The organism is Pantoea sp. CTOTU46764 (genome assembly GCF_031974595.1).
In the GTDB taxonomy this organism is placed as follows: Bacteria; Pseudomonadota; Gammaproteobacteria; order Enterobacterales; family Enterobacteriaceae; genus Pantoea; species Pantoea trifolii.
Map to the genome: position 1 here is coordinate 37,363 of NZ_DALYOQ010000002.1, position 16,845 is coordinate 54,207.

The window sequence follows — 16,845 nt, forward strand, 5'->3', positions numbered from 1 at the left end:
TATGGCCAGTGTTGAACTCGTAAAAGTGGCCAAACGCTACGCAAAACAGTCGGTGCTGCATCCGCTCGATCTCACCATTCCTGACGGCAGTTTTACCGTGCTGGTGGGCCCATCCGGCTGCGGGAAGTCGACGTTGCTGCGTTTGTTGGCCGGGCTGGAGAGCCTGTCGGATGGCGCGATCCTGATGGATAAAGTACAGATCAACGATCGCGATCCCGCCGACCGCGATATCGCCATGGTGTTTCAGAGCTATGCGCTCTATCCGCACTTAACGGTGGCGGAGAATCTGGCGTTTCACATGCAGGTGAAAAAGGTGAAGCGCGAGGAGCAGCAAACTAAAATTGCGCGCATCGCCGGGATTCTCGGCATCGATAAGCTGCTGCAACGCTATCCGCGCGCGTTGTCGGGCGGACAGCGTCAACGTGTGGCGATGGGCCGCGCGATGGTGCGAAATCCCAAAGTGTTCCTGTTCGATGAGCCGCTGTCGAACCTTGATGCGCAGTTGCGCATGGAATTGCGTGCCGAGATCAAATCGCTGCATCAGCGTTTCAAAACCACCATGGTTTATGTGACGCACGATCAGGTTGAGGCGATGACGTTGGCCGATCAAATTGTGGTGATGAAAGATGGCCGCATCGTGCAGCAAGGCGCGCCGCTGGCGATTTACGATCGTCCGGCGGATACCTTTGTCGCGCGTTTTATCGGCTCACCGCCAATGAATCTGTTACCGGCATACTTGATCGCCCGCGATGGCGTGCCCGGCGTGCAGTGCCAGGATCTGTGGCAGCCGCTGCCCGCGCGCTGGCAAGCGGCAGCGCGCGAGCGTGCAGGCGCAGCCGTGACGCTCGGCGTCCGCCCGCACGATCTGCTGGAGACCAACAGCAATGCCGCAGCGTTGGTGAAAGTCGTGGAGATCACCGGCGAATCAACTTTGCTGCATCTCGAATGGCACGGTCAGCCGCTGCATATGCAGATCGCCGGTCGCCACGCAGCGGTGAGCGGCGAGAGCATTATGCTCGTCTTTAACGCTGAGAAGATTCATCTGTTTGATGCTGAAACGGGATTAAGATTGGTTGAGTCGCTTTAAGTTGGTGCTCAGGCCAGAAAAGGCCCGCCCGATCGCAAAGAAACCCTGCATCCATGCAGATCGGCCTCGCCATCCATGGCTCGGACGCTTTGCTCTTCGGGCTGGCCTTTCCTGACCCGTTGAAATCGTCATCGCTGCGATTGCACGTATTTGCACATTCCGTAGGGTCGCCATTTATGGCGACCTCTCTTACAAATAAAAAAGCCACCCAACAATGGGTGGCGAAATAAAATTCATCATATGCATAACAACGATATTTGCGAACACTCATTCCTTAAGCATTTCACGACTACTATTTTACCCTGCTGGCTATTTTATTCTGTCTTCACCGTTTAAAGATAATGTAAAACTCATCTCATCATTTAACGCTTTAAATACAGCTACCAGGTTTTACCGATATTAAACTGGAACTGTTCCGACTTATCGCCCTCATATTTCTTAATCGGCAACGCATAAGAAAACACCAGCGGACCCAACGGTGATTGCCATTGCAAAGCCACGCCACTCGACACGCGAATCTGGCTGGGATCGCCATAATCAGGAATCCCCGCCGCTTTGGTGGCCGCGGTGTTCTGCCAGCTGGTATCCCACACGGTGCCGGCATCGACGAAGAAAGAGGTGCGCAACGAATCGGCATAGCGCTCGCTGATAAACGGCGTTGGCACAATCAGCTCTGCGCTCACCACCGCCATCGCATTACCGCCCACCGCATCATCTGATTTCTCTACCGGGCAAGCCCCGTAACTGCTTTCGCTACCGCTGCAGCGGTAATAGGCGGCTTTTGGCCCGATGGTGTTGGAGGAGAATCCGCGTACTGAGCTAGAGCCGCCCGCGTAAAAGTTATCGTAGAACGGCACTTCTTTGCCGCCTAAGCCGTCGGCGTAACCGGCTTTACTGCGACCCATTAACACCCAGCGATGATCGCTGCTCAGCGGCAAATAGCCGTTGGCGGTCAGCGTGCTTTTGTAATAGCTGTTGGTGGAACCTGGAATCGTCACTTTGGTGTTGAAACCGGCGCTCACGCCCGAGGTGGGGAAGAAGCCGCGATCCAGTGAATTGTAGCTCCAGCCAATATTCCAGAAGAAATCGTTGGCGGTAAATTTGTCTGCCACGGTGGCATCGTCATCGTCGTCATCGCTGGTGATGACTTTTGGATGAATGCCTTGCGAGCCCAGATAGCGCCACATTGCCACCTGCGGCGCCATATTGCTGACGCGGTTGTAGACGTAATCCAGCCCGCTGTTCACGCTGCTGTTTTCCCCGATCGGGAAGCTCAAGGTGCTGCCCGCGCCAAAGCTTTTCAGCGTGTATTCAGAAAGATCGTTATCTTCGGCACTGTAATCGTTATAGAACAGCTTGCCGCCCAGACTGACGCCATCCACGGTGAAATAGGGATCGGTGGCGGCGATTTCGACATAGGTTTGATAGCTGTTTTTGGTGCCGCTAAAACTTACGGTATTGCCGGTACCCATCCAGTTATCCTGGCTGACGCCAAGCTGATAGCTGATGCCGCTGTCGGTGCCGTAGCCCAATCCGACATTAAAGGTGCCGGTATTGCGCTCCTTCACTTTGTACACCACGTCCACCTGATCCGGGCTGCCCGGCACGCGCTGTGTATCCACATCTACGCTTTCAAAATAGCCGGTACGATTAAGCCTTGCCTTGCCCTGCTCCACCTGATTACTCGCCAGCCATGCGCCTTCCATCTGACGCATTTCACGACGCAGCACCGCATCTTTCGAAGTGTCGTTGCCTGAAAAACGCACCTGCCGCACCGAGAAGCGTCGCCCGGCATCGACATTCACGTGTAACTGTACGGTTTTATCGCTGTCGTTAATTTCCGATTGGGTATTCACCTGCGGGAACGCATAGCCGTAACGACCGAGCAGGCTTTTAATCGCCTCTTCGTTTTCAGTGATTTTTGCCCCGCTGTATAAGGTGCCCGCTGGCAACTGCACCAGTTTTTCAATCTCGGCGGAATAGCCAGCCATATTTCCCGTCAGTGTTACGCCGCTAACATGGTAAACATCGCCTTCATGAATATTTATCGTAACGTAAATATGTTTTTTATCCGGCGTTAAACTGACCTGTGTGGAATCAAGATTGAATCGCGCGTAACCACGATCAAGATAATAACTGCGCAGCGTCTCTAAATCGCCCGAGAGTTTCTGCTTCTGATATTTCTGGTCGGCGATGATATTCCACCACGGCACATCGTCGCGCAGCTGGAAATGCGAAATCAGTTCATCCGATGAAAAAGCCTGGTTGCCTACAATATTGATCTGCTGAATTTTTGCTGACACGCCTTCGGTGAAAATGAACTTCAGATCGACGCGATTGCGCGGCAACGGCGTGACGACTGCCTTGACGCTGGCAGTGTATTTTCCGGCACTGTAGTAGAAATCTTCCAGCCCTTTTTCCATATCCGATAGCGTGGTGCGATCCAGCGCTTCTCCCACGCGCACGCCCGAGGCATCGAGATTCTGCTTGAGCTGATCCTCTTTAATCGCTTTGTTGCCAGAGAACGAGATGCTGGCAATCGCCGGGCGCTCTTTGACTTTAATCAGCAGCGCATCGCCATCTCGCAGCACCTGCACATCGTCAAAATTGCCGGTGGCGAACAGCGCACGGATGGTGTTGCGAATATCATCATCATTGACGCGATCGCCAATACGCAGCGGCATATGCAGCAGCGCCGCGCCGGGTGCAACGCGCTGGAGCCCAGCAAAGTGAATATCCTTTAGGGTGAAATCATTTGCACCAAAGGCGGTGGTGGTTACCATAAAAAGTAACCCGGTTAACATCTTCTTCATCTGTTGTGAGCCTGCCGTTTTTCCTGTGCCTGATTCAAGCGCCCTGCTTCCGCACCACATAAAAAACGGGCTGAACACGCGGTTCAGCCCGTTAACTGCGGCGATATGTTCCGGAAAAAAGACCGCTGAGCCAAAGGTAAATTCAGCGCGACTCACGGATTTTCGGTTGTTTTACAATAAGGTGGAACGTTCCTGCTGAAATCTGCTCACAAGAATTACCCTTCCGTCGTGACCGGCTGAAACGTACGGCGATTGAGGCTGGTGAAAATCACCAGTAATGCCATCATCACCAACTCAACGCCAAGCGTACCGGTGATCGCCGCCAGATGATTGCCGTGCGTGTAGATCTGTGTGAATACGCCGCCCAGCAGCATCGGGCCTAATCCCAGCGCCGATTGCTGCACCGTTGAAAGCACCGCGCTGCCCGCGCCCGCCTGATGATGCGGCACGCCGCTCATGCCAATGCGGTAGAAGGTGCTGACAATAAACGACTGACCAAAACCAATCAGTACCGTCGCGGGGATCAGCGTAAAGATGCCGACCTGCGGCCAGGCGAGTTGCAGCGTGGCGATCAGCGCCAGCAAACCCACCATCTGAATGCCGCAGCCCATCAGCAAGGCACCGCGCTTACCTAAACGCTCGACGATGCGCGTCGATTGCATCGCCCCGATAAAATAGGCCACGCCCAGCGCGATAAACGCATTGCCGGACTGGAACGCCGTCAGCCCCAAACCGGCTTGCAGCGTTAGCGCGACCGAGAACATAAAGCCGCTCCAGCAGGAGAAGAACAGCACCGCCAGCGTCAGGCCAAATCGCACGCTTGGCAGACGCAGCAGTGAAGGCAGCAGCAGCGGCGCGCCGTTGGCCGCTTCCAGACGCAGCGAACTCTGGCGCAGACGATGCAGAAACAGCGGAAACAGCACCAGCAGCAAGATGCACGGCCACGACCAATGCAGCAGCGGACCGAGCGCCAGTGCCAGCATCAGGCAGCCAATCGCGCCTGCCAGCAGCAAGGTGCCGCTGACATCCACCGGCACGCGTTGGGTGTTCTGCGTTTCCGGCACAAAGCGGCGCGCGGTGATCAGCACAAACAGGCAAATCGGCAGGTTGATCAGGAATACGCTGCGCCAGCCGTAGCCGCCGATATCCGCTTTGATGAGAAAACCGCCCAGCACCTGACCGATGATAAACGCCAGCCCGCCAATGCCGCCGTACAAACCGATGGCGCGTGCATGCGCTCTGCCCTTCAACGTAATGTGCAGCGTGGCGAGAATTTGCGGCACGATAAAGGCCGCGCCCACGCCTTGCAGCGCGCGGGCAAGCATCAACAGGCCAACGCTGTTGGCGATGCCGCATAATAAAGATGCAATACCGAAGATCCCTACTCCAGCGAGGAATACGCGGCGGCGGCCATAATTGTCACCGAGCCGCCCGCCCATCGCCAGGCAGATGGCAAAGGCGATGCCATAGACCGCCACGATCAGCGCCAGCTCGATCGCCGTGGCCTGCAGCGTGTGGGCCATCGCGTCTAACGCTACGTTAACGATAGAAAAATCAATCATGGGCAGCAGTTGCCCGGCAAGCAGGACCATCAATCCTGTGCGTTGAAGTTGCGATGTCTGCATCGGTTTTACCTTGTTTTTGCTGTCAGTACGGCATAGCATCACCTAACCGTTAAACGGGTACCAGTTCTTGTTTATCATGGTATAAATACTACCCGTCTTGTCGAAGGATCTGCTTATGAGCCTGGCATCCGCGCCTGTAACCACCGAACAAAACAACCGCAAATTACTTGGCACTTTTCTGCGCACGCGCCGCGAAAACCTCGATCCTAATCGGCTCGGTTTGCCGCGCATGCGCCATCGCCGCACGCCAGGTTTACGCCGTGAAGAAGTCGCGCAGTTAGCGGATGTTGGCGTGACCTGGTATACGTGGCTGGAACAGGGGCGTGATATCAAAGCCTCGCCGAAAACCCTGACGGCGATTGCCAGCGCGCTGCAGTGCAACGATGTGGAAACGCAGCACCTGTTTTCGCTTGCCGGACATGCGTTGCCTTCGGTGCGCGTAGTGGCAGCCTGCTGCAAAATTGCCGCGCACAATCAGCAGATGCTTGACGCTATCCAGTTACCGGCGATTATCGAGACGCCGCGCTTTGATATCCTCGGTTACAACGCTGCGTGGTGTGCCCTGATGGGCGTGGATTTAGCCGAGATCGCACTGGAAGATCGCAACTGCATCTGGCTGGCCTTCAATCATCCCGCATGGCGCAAAGCCATCAGTGACTGGGATGAAGTGATGCCGCAGATGGTAGCGATGTTTCGCGGGCAGATGGGCGAGCACCTTGGCGATCCGCACTGGGAAAGCTTTCTTGCCCGCCTGCTGAACAGTTCAGATGAGTTTGCGCACACCTGGCAGCGCTATGAATTGGGCCAGGTGGAGAATCGCGTGAAACGCTTTTACCGCGACGAAGTGGGTGAACTGACGCTGCGGCAAAATAACTGGTGGTCAGCGTCCCGTAACGGCGATCGCCTGCTGGTGTATGTGCCGGACGATGAAACCAGCGCCGCAGCACTGCAACAGCTGATCAATCCTTAATGCGTTATGCCTTGCTGGTCAGCGCCGGAAGCGGCGTCTGCGGGCGGGCACTAGTCAACAGAATCTGACCCAACAAGCTGTCTTTGTTCACCACGCCATATTTCAGATTGGTGTCGAGATATTTGCGATCAAATCCCGTCAGTTTGGTCAGCGGCGGCAACACTGCTGGCAGACGATCCACCATTAGCATGCGGCTCAGCTTCACCGGCCGCCACTCCACCAGACTTTGATACAGCAACGCGCTGGCCTCGCATTTACGCAGATATAAGTTGTACTGATTATTCTCACGCAACGCCTGCTGCTGCGCGATATACACCACCAGATAATCCGGTGGCGTGATGCCCTGAACAATGGTTTCGTAATCAGGCAGCGCGAGCAGACGACGGAAAAACTCATCAGCGCCCACTTCGACAATCGGGCGGAAAAAGTGCAGCCAGCGTGCAATAAAGGCGTTATTTTTCGGTGCGGCCAGGAACCAGGATTCAATTACCGGATAGGCTTTATCCAGCGTGGAACTGTCGCGATAAAAGGCGATCAGGTCATAACGATCGTCAACATTCACCGCCAGCAATTCGTCCATTGTGCGGTTGAGAATGATGGTGGCATCCATCCAGATTCCGCCATAACGATGCAGCAGTTCCAGCCTGATGACGTCACTTTTATGCGAAGGACGCATATCCTGATGTACGAAGTGCAGGTCGGGCAGATAGTGCTGAATGTTCAGGTTATTAATGACCGTGACCAGATAACCGGGATTTTCACGCACGATCTTGTCGACAAAAATCTGCACTTCTTGCGGCAGCGTTTCGCTTTCCCAATACATCCAAATCTGACGCGGAATGGCCGCAGGTGCGGTCTGGCGCGCAATCAAATTGATATCCTGCTCTGCGGTGGGATTGTAATCGGGCAGCGTTTGGCGTTTGGTCAGCTTTTTTTCCGCCAGTAAACCTAATGAGACCAGATGGGTTTTAAATTTATTCTTTTTCATCGTTTCTCCAGCAGCACAGCCGCCAGTTAACTACTTATTGCTGTTAAAAAGGCACACATCAACCCTGCACGTAATGCTGCAGAAAGCCGATAAAAGCCCGGAAAATTGGCTCAAAACTATCAAACAGCCCTCATCGCGACAATTTAATAAACCGTGAAAACCTCACTTTAAGAGAATACGCAGGGATTACGTGAAACTGAGCTGGCTTTGTGAAACGTTACGCAAAGCTGAACATCTTACGTGAACGGTTAAAAATAACACTGGATATATAAACAGTGTTACGTATACTTATTCAACAGCTACAAGGCTGAGTAAGTCTGCAAGAGGTGATAATGATGATGATCTCAACGGAAAGTCTGTCTGCTTTGAATGCATCAATGATGATGAGCAGCCGCGAAATTGCCCATGTCACGGGCATTACACACGGTGAAGTGAAGCGCCTGGTGAAAAGCCTGGAAACCGCACAGCGGCTTTCCCACCCTTTGACGGTGAATCTGTATGAGCATCAGGGTGAAGTGCGTCAGGAGTTTCATCTCAACAAACGCGATTCATTACTTGCCGTTGCCCGGCTTTCGCCTGGCTTCACTGCGGAATTACTCGATCTTTGGCAGCAGCGCGAACAATTTACTCATCTGCCTGATTTCACCAATCCGGCGGAAGCGGCCCGCGCTTGGGCGGAGCAGTTTGAGCAGCGCCGGGCGGCTGAGCAGCAACTTGCATTGTCTGCACCCAAAGCTGAATTTTTTGATCGCTTTGTTGAGATCGAAGATTCACTCGGCTTTCGTCAGCTGTGCAAGATGTTGAAGGTGAAGGAAACCGAGTTTCGTGAGTTCCTGTTAGAACGCAATATCATGTATCGCGAAAAAGGCACGCTGGCACCGCAGCAACACCATATGCAGGCGGGTTATTTCACCTTGCGCTCTGGGCGTGGCGAGAATCAGCATGCTTTCTCACAAGCGCGTTTTACCGCCAAAGGCGTGAAATGGGTGGCCAGTTTATGGGCGGGACATCTGTCGGCTCAGCCGAAAAGTGTGGCTGCGTGAGGTGAGATTCGGGCCGCCATGAATGGCGCCCCGACGAATTACAGCGTCATCAGCATCTCATGCCACGCCATGCCGCCGTGGTCTGACTCGGACGGTTTGACGTACTGATAGCCCCAATTTTTATACAGCTCGACGTGCTGGGTTTTACACATCAGATGAATGGTTCGCTTATCCATTTTCTTCATCAGATCGATAAACTGGCGCATCAGCAGCGACGCATAACCTTTGCCCTGATAAGCGGGATCAAGCACCACCGACATAATGACGGCGTTGGGTGCTGCGGGATCGTGGCCGATTAACTCTTTGAACGCTTCATCCGACATCACTACATCCCACGCGCAACCGGCGTTGATAAAACCAATCACCTTACCCTCGGTTTCCAGACATAAAAATCCTTGCGGATACTGCGCGATGCGGGTGGCAATCTTTTCTCGCGTGGCGGCTTCATCACCTTCGTAAGCCTCAATCTCAATCGCGTAACAACGATCCACATCGGCCAGGATGGCTTCTCTAAATACTAACGTCGACACAACTAAACCTCTTCAAGTCACTTCTGAACGGCGGTCATTCTAACAGGCCGAATGTCCCGGTGCGTATAAATGCGCACCCTACGAAAAACGCACCGACCCTTATGATATCGACTGCAGCCTTTTCCCAAAATCGAAATTAAATCTATTACATTTTTATAATTTCCAGCGCCTTTTTTACGACATTTTTACGAGTTGGTCGGCTAAATTAATTTCATCGACAGCCCTGAAGTATTCGGAGAGGTAGCGCGAGATGAAAAGTATCGAATTTACTAACAGCGGTTCAATTAATAGCATATCTGCGATTTCTAACCCGGTGGAACAACAACGCATTGAAATATTATCACTCCACAAAGGGTGTAAAGGTGCGTTCTCGATAAATACGCATAAAATTTACTGAATACTCACGTCTAGTTTTTGGCATTGCGTCATCACGACAGCGATAAGTGAAAGATTGCCTTAACGAGGCGCGGCAGTCAATTTTCTGGCGTTTACCGTAATGAACGGCATTCTACAATTTTTACTGCGCCAACCTCTTTCAAACTTCCTGCCAGATATTAATTACGGGTAGATCAAGCAATGGGTAAAACTATGTCAGGCTTAATATTGGTATCACACAATCAAAACAACCACTCAACGCTTTCAAGTATTTATGAAAGTATATTGACGCGGCGTGGTGGCATGTGGGTGAAATGGAGTGGCGAGTTTGAGTCTTTTAACACTGAACCTCATCGGGAGCTAAATTTTACTAGTGGTAAACAATTCGACACGCTGACATTCCGCTTAACTAAATCAGAATATGAAGAAGGTTATCATCAATATATCCATCAGGGATTATGGCCAGTATTTCATCAGCGTCCCGATATGGCGCGCTTTTCTACCAGTAGCCAAATCGGTTATATGAAACTGAATGAAACCTATACACGCGCCATCAGTGAATATGCCATGCCCGATGATGATATTTGGTTGCAGGATTATCACCTGATCCCTGGCATTAAAATGCTGCGCGATGTCGGCCTGATAAATCGCATTGGTTTCTTTTTCCATCAACCTTTCCCGGCGGGACAATCCTTTGAATCGGTGCCCAACTGGCGCTATCTGGCTGATTCCTTATTGTGCGCCGATCTGATTGGCTTCCAGACCACCCACGACATGAACAATTTCACCGCCTGGGTTGAATCCCGATTCCGTTGCGAACGCCAAACGCCTTACACGCTGCGCATTCATGGCCGCCAGATTCGCGTCGGCGTATTCCCGGTGGGCATTGATACCGCCGAAACCAGCGCGCTGGCGGAAAGTAACAGCTGCCAGTTTATGGAACAGCAATGTCGCGACACCTTACCGGAGAATCTCATCCTCAGCGGCGGGCATTTTGACGACAGCACCGGCACGCCCTACCGTATCAGCGCGATAGAAGTTTTACTGCGTCAACATGAGGAGTATCACCACAAGTTTTCGTTGGTGCAGCTGGCTTCAACGGCGTCAGGTTACAGCCATCGCATCAAAGCATTGTCGCGTGATCTAGAAACCCGCTGCGGCGAAATGAACGGCGTGCATGGCGAGCTGAACTGGTATCCGGTGAGTTATTTGAGCAATCACTATTCGCGTGAAGAGCTGTGCGGATTTTATCGTGCGGCACGCGTGGCGCTGGTCACACCGCTAATAGCCGGGATGAGTTTGATGGCGAAAACCTATGTCGCCGTGCAGGATCATGCCAATCCCGGCGTGCTGATTCTGTCGCAGTTTGCTGGCGCCGCTGAACAGATGCAGGGCGCGCTATTGGTGAATCCTTACGATCCCGATGCTATCGCCGATGCCATTCACACCGCGCTCATCATGCCGCTTTCGGTGCGTCGCGAACGTCATGCCAGCCTGCTAAAAAACCTGCATCTGCATGATTGCCACAAATGGGCTGAAAGCTTCATTAACGCGCTGCAGCCGCGAGAACAGGATTTCGATTTAACACTTAAGTCGGGTGCGCTGATTTCCAATGGTTTTAGCGGGCGACTGCGTTATTAATCCAAAATGGATGAGGCCGCCTGCGGGCGGCCAACATGCATGAAGATTAACACGCACATTTTCGCGAACCGATGACGCAGAGAATGACGCCAAGCGTGACAGCTATCATCAGCGGGCTGACGCTCTCGTGCAGCAACGAAGCCGACAGACCCAGTCCAAAAAATGGCTGGAGCAACTGCAGTTGCCCGACAGCGGCAATTCCACCGATAGCGAGCCCTTTGTACCAGAAAATAAAACCAATCAGCATGCTGAAAAGCGAGACATAACCCAGCGCAAGTCAGGCTGAAGTGCTGATGTGGCTTAGGGGGTACAGTAAAATATGACGCGATCAACATGATAGGCAGTGAAATAATCAGCGCCCAACTAATAACTTGCCAGCCTCCCAGCTCACGCGAAAGTTTTGCCCCTTCGGCATAGCCCAGGCCGCAGACGATCACTGACGCGAGCATCAGCAGATCGCCTTTAAGTGATACGGCAGCGAGATGAGAAAGCGCAAAGCCCACAACCAGCAAACTGCCGCAGAGGGAAAAGAGCCAGAAAGCGCGTCGCGGACGTTCACCACCACGAATGACGCCAAAGACGGCGGTTGCTAGCGGAAGCAACCCGAGGAAAACGATCGAATGTGACGAAGTTACGTGCTGCAATGCCATGGCGGTCAGCAACGGAAAACCAATCACCACGCCCATAGCGACGATGAAGAGCGAGAATAGTTGGCTTGGATCAGGTCTTTTGACCTTAAACAAGCAGATCAACATGAGCGCCAGCACACCCGCTATCGATGCGCGAAGAAAAGTCAGGAAAACGGGTCGATGTCCTGAACGGCAATACGCGTTGCCGGCAGCGATCCACTGAAAATAATCACGCCCGCCAGGCCGTTCAGCCAGCCTGACATTGACTCAGGACGCGTCTTTTGTATCACCACGTTAAACCTCTTTCAGTAGCTGAGTGAAGGTGACTATTTCCTTCATGAATTGACGCTACGGAGGATAAACGCCATGATCCAGAACAATCAAAATATTGTCATGGATACATTCGGTGAAAGCACGTTATAAGGATGTGGTTGACGAATATGCAGCGGCTATACGCAGCGGAGAATTGTCGGCAGGCACACACCTGCCAACCCATCGCGCGCTGGCGGCGGAAAGACGGATCTCACTAGCAACCGCTACACGTGTCTACGCTGAACTTGAGGCAATCGGGCTGGTAAGCGGTGAAACCGGACGCGGGACTTTTGTCCGGGAAATTTCTTTGCCTCTGGGTCTCGGTGTCGATCAGCATGTGGTCGCAACCGATGTGGTGGACCTCAATTTCAATTATCCCGCATTGCCCGATCAGGCCGATCGCCTGCGCGATGCCCTGCGCAATCTCTCCAATATAGGGGATATTGAATCGCTGCTGCGTTATCAGCCGCATGCCGGGAAAGAGAGCGACCGGCATACCATTGCATCATGGCTTAGCCCAACTGGGATCACGCCTTCGGCTGATGACGTTCTGATTGTCAATGGCGCACAGCACGGCCTTACCATCGCGGTGATGGGATTGCTGAAACCCGGCGATGTTGTGGCGGTAGACGCGTTGATTTATCCCGGCTTTAAGGCGCTGGCTGCGCTTTATCATCTTGAACTTGCCGCCATACCTGCTGGACCCGACGGTCCTGATTTCAATGCATTAAAACAGATTTGTCAGCGCAGGCGCGTGCGTGCGATTTATACCATGCCTACATTGCATAACCCGCTTGGCTGGGTACTGAGTGCTGCGCAACGCAGAGAGCTCGCCCTGATTGCCCGAACGTTTGATCTTCTGGTGATTGAGGATGCCGCCTATGCTTATCTGGTGCCTCGTCCGCCGCCGCCGATGGCTTTTTATGCCCCTGAAAGAACCCTTTATGTGACCGGTTTTGCGAAAAATATCGCCACCGGATTGCGCGTCGGCGCCGTCGTCTGCCCCGCTGGCATGCGTGCAGCGCTTGAGCGGGCTATTCGTGCTACTACGTGGAATACCCCTTCTCTGATGGTCTCATTAGTGTGTGGCTGGATTAAGGATGGGACGATCAAACGCCTGGAAACACTGAAAAGACGGGATGCCCGTGAGCGCCAGTCGATCGCCCGCCAGATTCTTGCGCCCGAAGATTTTATCAGCCATCCCAACTCTTATTTTCTCTGGCTACCGTTACCGTGCGAAGTCAGGGCTGAACGCGTGGTACAGCGTTTAATGCAGCAGCAAATCTCGGTAGCTTCAGCTGAGCCCTTCAGCACCTCAATCAATGTGCCGCATGCCATTCGTCTTGCATTGGGATCGGTTAGCAAGGATAAACTGCGACTTGCCGTGGCGGCAGTGAAAGAGACCATCGATTATGAAAGAGACCTGTAAAAACCGTGTCTCATTGCGTTATTGCGCCGCCGGGAAATTACGCTTTATCGGCGCAAACTCTTCCACACTTTTACCCAGCAGACGTTGCGGGCGGAAATCGCTCAGCAGCTCACTTGCCACATCGCTGACGAGCTCTTCAGCCACCAGCTTGCCTATCAATGGCGAAAGCGTAATGCCGCTGTGCGTCACCGCCACATACACGCGCTGGTGCGCTGTGACATAACCGATTGCCGGTAAACCATCGGCAGGTCGGGCACGTTGGCCTATGACGATTTTTTCAATTTGCAACTCGCCCGCATCCGCAAACAGCGCGTGATAACGCGTGCGGAACTGCGCGGCGATATCGCTGGTGATCGATGGGGGCGCAGATGAATCGGCCAGATGATCCAGCTCTAACGCTTGTAGCAGCAAACGTCCGCCGCCGTCCGGGCGTACGTTGAGTTGCGGAGAGATGAGATTGGCACTGAGCGACAGCGGCTGCGGCGCGGTGCGCACCAGAAAACTGCAGGCCACCGCGTTCGGTTTGCTGGTATCCAGCAACGCCAGATTGAGTCCGAGTGAATTCAGCAGCTGATTGGCCCAGCGTCCGGTGGCTAACACGATACGATCGCCCTGCCACTGCTCGCCGTTTTCCAGATCCAGCGTAACGCGATCGGCACTTTCGCTGATGCTGTTGATGCGTTGATGCTGATACAGCAGCGCGCCGTGCGCTTTCGCTTCGGACCACAAGCGCGCCAGATAGAGCGCAGGATGCAGCACCGATTCTGTCGGGAAGTGCCATACGCTGCCGCTAATGGCCTGCGCCCGTAGCTCCGGGATATCGCGCAGCACATCTGCGGGCGACGCTTCACGCGCCGCATAACCTGCCGATTGCAGCGACGTCGCACGCTGCAGCAAACGTTGTTGCGCATCGCCCTCGGCGGCCCATTCCCAGGTTCCGCCGGTTTCCAGCCAGCGCAACCCGTTCGGCTGCGCGTGCTGCAGTTTGAGATGCTCTTCCATCGAGAGCACATTAAGCAGGTGATAACTTTGCGGCTGTTTACCGTTGGAGTTCACCCAGGCAAACGTGGTGCTGCTGGTGCCCGCACCAATATGTTGTTGTTCGAAAACGGTGACTTCAACGCCCTGCAACGCTAAGGCGCGCGCCACCGCTAATCCGATAACGCCGCCGCCAATAATGGCAATTTTCTGTGCTGTCATAATGGGCTCCTGAATTAAGTGCCGCTATCATAACAGCCTGGCTGAGTGAAAATTGCTATGACTAAACAGGGATAATTTATCTGGATATAAGAATTTCATCTTAATCCGGACACTTAAATTATACCGATGTCAGAATCTTCCCATCGGCGAAATAGGCCAGCAAATTCTCCAGCACATTATTGGTCATTTGCGCACGCGTTTCATGAGTTGCACTGGCAATATGCGGCGTTAACAGCACATTATCCAGTTCACGTAGCGCGGGATGAATTTTCGGTTCATCTGGATAAACATCCAGCGCGGCACCTTTAATGGTCCCCTGCTGCAATGCCGCGATCAGATCGGGTTCATGGATCACCGTGCCACGCGCGATGTTGATCACTACACCGTCTTTGCCGAGCGCCGCCAGCACCTTAGCGTTGACCAACTGGAAATTCTCTTTGCTGCCCGGCAGGGCCAGCACCAGAAAATCACTGAAAGCAGCCAGTTGCTCAATGGTGTCGCAGCGCTTATAGCTGACGTTTTTCGCCGAACGCGCTGTATACGCCACCGCCATGCCAAACGCTTCGGCACGGCGCGCAATCGCTAAGCCAATCGCGCCCAACCCGGCGATACCGATTCTTTTTCCGCTGGCGCGACTGGAGAGCTCAACGCCGTTATTTTCCCATGCACCGGATTTTGCAAACTGATGGTAAGCCACCAAATTACGCGAGAACGCCAGCGTTAACGTTAGCGCCAAATCAGCGACATCATCGGTCAGAATATCGCGGGTGATGCTGACCTGAATATCGTGTGCGGCAGCGTATTGAAGGTCGATACGATCGGTGCCGACGCCGAATACGGCAATCGCTTTACACTCGGGTAATTGTTCCAGCAGTGCAGTTTCAACCCCGACATCGCCACGCGTAACAATGGCTTTTATCGCTTTATCATGCTGCTGAATAAATTGCGTCGCGTCTTGCTGCTCATATAAGCGATGACAGTGGAAATGTTGCGTGAGCTTTTCATCTAACTGAGGCATGACCGGCTGAATAATCAGTACGGCAGGTTTGGTATTCGTCATTATATTGTCCATTAGCGGTATTTATTTACCACCAGCCTAACGGAGTTATTTATGTTACGGCGTTGCTGTTACTTTTTTCGCTGATAAGATCACGCATAGTATTATTACGATGTTTACCTGTTGCGCATGAAGGCGCACGCTACAAAGTCAAGGCCCTCGCTGGCAAACTCACCTTCCGCAGTCTACGGTTAATCAAAAAGCATAATAATTTCATCAACCATGGATAGCCATTATGACCACCCATGTCGATAGCACAGCGCATCAGACAAGCGAACTGCTTCAGCTGCAGCACATTTTACAGGCGCATCTTGAACATTTACTGCCTGCGGGACAGCAAAACGATCGCGTGCGTGCCGCAATGCGTGCCGGAACGCTAGCGGAGGGTAAGCGCATCCGTCCTTTATTACTGCTGCTGGCAGCGCGCGATATGGGTTGCGAGCTGACGCAAAATGGCGTTCTCGATCTCGCCTGTGCAGTGGAAATGGTGCATGCGGCATCGCTGATTCTGGATGACATTCCCTCGATGGATAACGCGCAGATGCGTCGTGGTCGCCCTACCGTACACCGCGAGTTTGGTGAAAACGTGGCGATTCTCGCCGCCATCGCACTGCTGAGCCGTGCATTTGAAGTGATTGCTATTGCACCCGGTTTGCCTGCCATGCAAAAGTCTGAAGCGATTGCCGAACTCTCTGCGGCCGTCGGCCTGCAGGGCTTGGTACAAGGTCAGTTTCAGGATCTGCACGACGGTGCGCAAAGCCGCAGTCCAGAAGCGATCGCCCTGACCAACGAACTAAAAACCAGCGTGCTGTTTCGCGCCACGCTGCAAATGGCAGCGATAGCCGCTGATGCTTCACCGCAGGTGCGGCAACGTCTTAGCTTCTTCGCCCAGGATCTGGGCCAGGCGTTTCAGCTGCTCGACGACCTCGCCGACGGCTGCAAACACACCGGTAAAGATGTGCATCAGGATCAGGGCAAATCCACGCTGGTACAAATGCTCGGGGCTGACGGCGCGGAACGTCGCCTGCGCGATCACCTGCGCAGCGCCGATGCACACCTTGCCTGCGCATGCCATCGCGGCATCGCCACTCGCCAATATATGCACGCGCTGTTTGATCAACAGCTAGCGATGTTCAACTGAGCGCG

At 53.5% G+C, this 16,845-nt stretch carries 12 protein-coding genes and 1 pseudogene; 6 read left to right on the top strand and 7 right to left on the bottom strand.

Annotated elements, in window-relative coordinates; genetic code table 11:
• The first annotated feature begins 1 nt into the window (after position 1).
• Positions 2–1,087: a sn-glycerol-3-phosphate ABC transporter ATP-binding protein UgpC gene (locus RTM06_RS01200; RefSeq protein WP_312179347.1), complete on the top strand. Its 1,086-nt coding sequence runs from the start codon at positions 2–4 to the stop codon at positions 1,085–1,087.
• 380 nt (positions 1,088–1,467) lie between these two features.
• Here the strand turns inward: RTM06_RS01200 and bamA are convergent, their stop codons facing one another.
• Positions 1,468–3,900, bottom strand: a complete 2,433-nt coding sequence (gene bamA / locus RTM06_RS01205) for an outer membrane protein assembly factor BamA (RefSeq protein WP_312179349.1) — start codon at positions 3,898–3,900, stop codon at positions 1,468–1,470.
• A gap of 215 nt (positions 3,901–4,115) precedes the next feature.
• Positions 4,116–5,525 (bottom strand): MFS transporter, encoded by a 1,410-nt coding sequence (locus RTM06_RS01210; RefSeq protein WP_312179351.1) that lies wholly within the window; start codon positions 5,523–5,525, stop codon positions 4,116–4,118.
• 115 nt (positions 5,526–5,640) lie between these two features.
• Between RTM06_RS01210 and RTM06_RS01215 the strand changes: the two genes are divergently transcribed.
• Positions 5,641–6,495 carry a helix-turn-helix transcriptional regulator gene (locus tag RTM06_RS01215; protein ID WP_008108064.1) on the top strand — a complete coding sequence of 285 codons (855 nt, stop codon included), beginning with the start codon at positions 5,641–5,643 and terminating at the stop codon, positions 6,493–6,495.
• A gap of 4 nt (positions 6,496–6,499) precedes the next feature.
• Here the strand turns inward: RTM06_RS01215 and RTM06_RS01220 are convergent, their stop codons facing one another.
• A complete protein-coding gene (locus tag RTM06_RS01220; protein ID WP_312179354.1) occupies positions 6,500–7,483 on the bottom strand; it encodes a capsular polysaccharide synthesis protein in 984 nt (327 codons plus the stop codon).
• A gap of 335 nt (positions 7,484–7,818) precedes the next feature.
• On the opposite strand from RTM06_RS01220, the gene RTM06_RS01225 reads away from it, so the two are divergent.
• A complete protein-coding gene (locus RTM06_RS01225; protein ID WP_312179511.1) occupies positions 7,819–8,526 on the top strand; it encodes a phage antirepressor KilAC domain-containing protein in 708 nt (235 codons plus the stop codon).
• Between the two features lie 38 nt (positions 8,527–8,564).
• Here RTM06_RS01225 and RTM06_RS01230 read toward each other — a convergent pair whose 3' ends face one another.
• Positions 8,565–9,056 (bottom strand): GNAT family N-acetyltransferase, encoded by a 492-nt coding sequence (locus RTM06_RS01230; protein ID WP_312179356.1) that lies wholly within the window; start codon positions 9,054–9,056, stop codon positions 8,565–8,567.
• A 588-nt stretch (positions 9,057–9,644) separates the two neighbouring features.
• Between RTM06_RS01230 and RTM06_RS01235 the strand changes: the two genes are divergently transcribed.
• The gene (locus tag RTM06_RS01235; protein WP_312179358.1) at positions 9,645–11,072 is read left to right on the top strand and encodes a trehalose-6-phosphate synthase; all 1,428 of its coding nucleotides are present in this window, start codon (positions 9,645–9,647) and stop codon (positions 11,070–11,072) included.
• 46 nt (positions 11,073–11,118) lie between these two features.
• On the opposite strand, the pseudogene RTM06_RS01240 reads toward RTM06_RS01235, so the two are convergent.
• A pseudogene (locus RTM06_RS01240) lies at positions 11,119–11,964 on the bottom strand (DMT family transporter).
• 143 nt (positions 11,965–12,107) lie between these two features.
• On the opposite strand from RTM06_RS01240, the gene RTM06_RS01245 reads away from it, so the two are divergent.
• Positions 12,108–13,442 (top strand): PLP-dependent aminotransferase family protein, encoded by a 1,335-nt coding sequence (locus tag RTM06_RS01245; protein WP_312179361.1) that lies wholly within the window; start codon positions 12,108–12,110, stop codon positions 13,440–13,442.
• Between the two features lie 18 nt (positions 13,443–13,460).
• Here the strand turns inward: RTM06_RS01245 and RTM06_RS01250 are convergent, their stop codons facing one another.
• Positions 13,461–14,642: an FAD-binding oxidoreductase gene (locus tag RTM06_RS01250; protein WP_312179363.1), complete on the bottom strand. Its 1,182-nt coding sequence runs from the start codon at positions 14,640–14,642 to the stop codon at positions 13,461–13,463.
• A 118-nt stretch (positions 14,643–14,760) separates the two neighbouring features.
• A complete protein-coding gene (locus tag RTM06_RS01255; RefSeq protein ID WP_312179365.1) occupies positions 14,761–15,702 on the bottom strand; it encodes a 2-hydroxyacid dehydrogenase in 942 nt (313 codons plus the stop codon).
• A 232-nt stretch (positions 15,703–15,934) separates the two neighbouring features.
• On the opposite strand from RTM06_RS01255, the gene RTM06_RS01260 reads away from it, so the two are divergent.
• Positions 15,935–16,840: a polyprenyl synthetase family protein gene (locus tag RTM06_RS01260; RefSeq protein WP_312179367.1), complete on the top strand. Its 906-nt coding sequence runs from the start codon at positions 15,935–15,937 to the stop codon at positions 16,838–16,840.
• Positions 16,841–16,845: the final 5 nt, after the last annotated feature.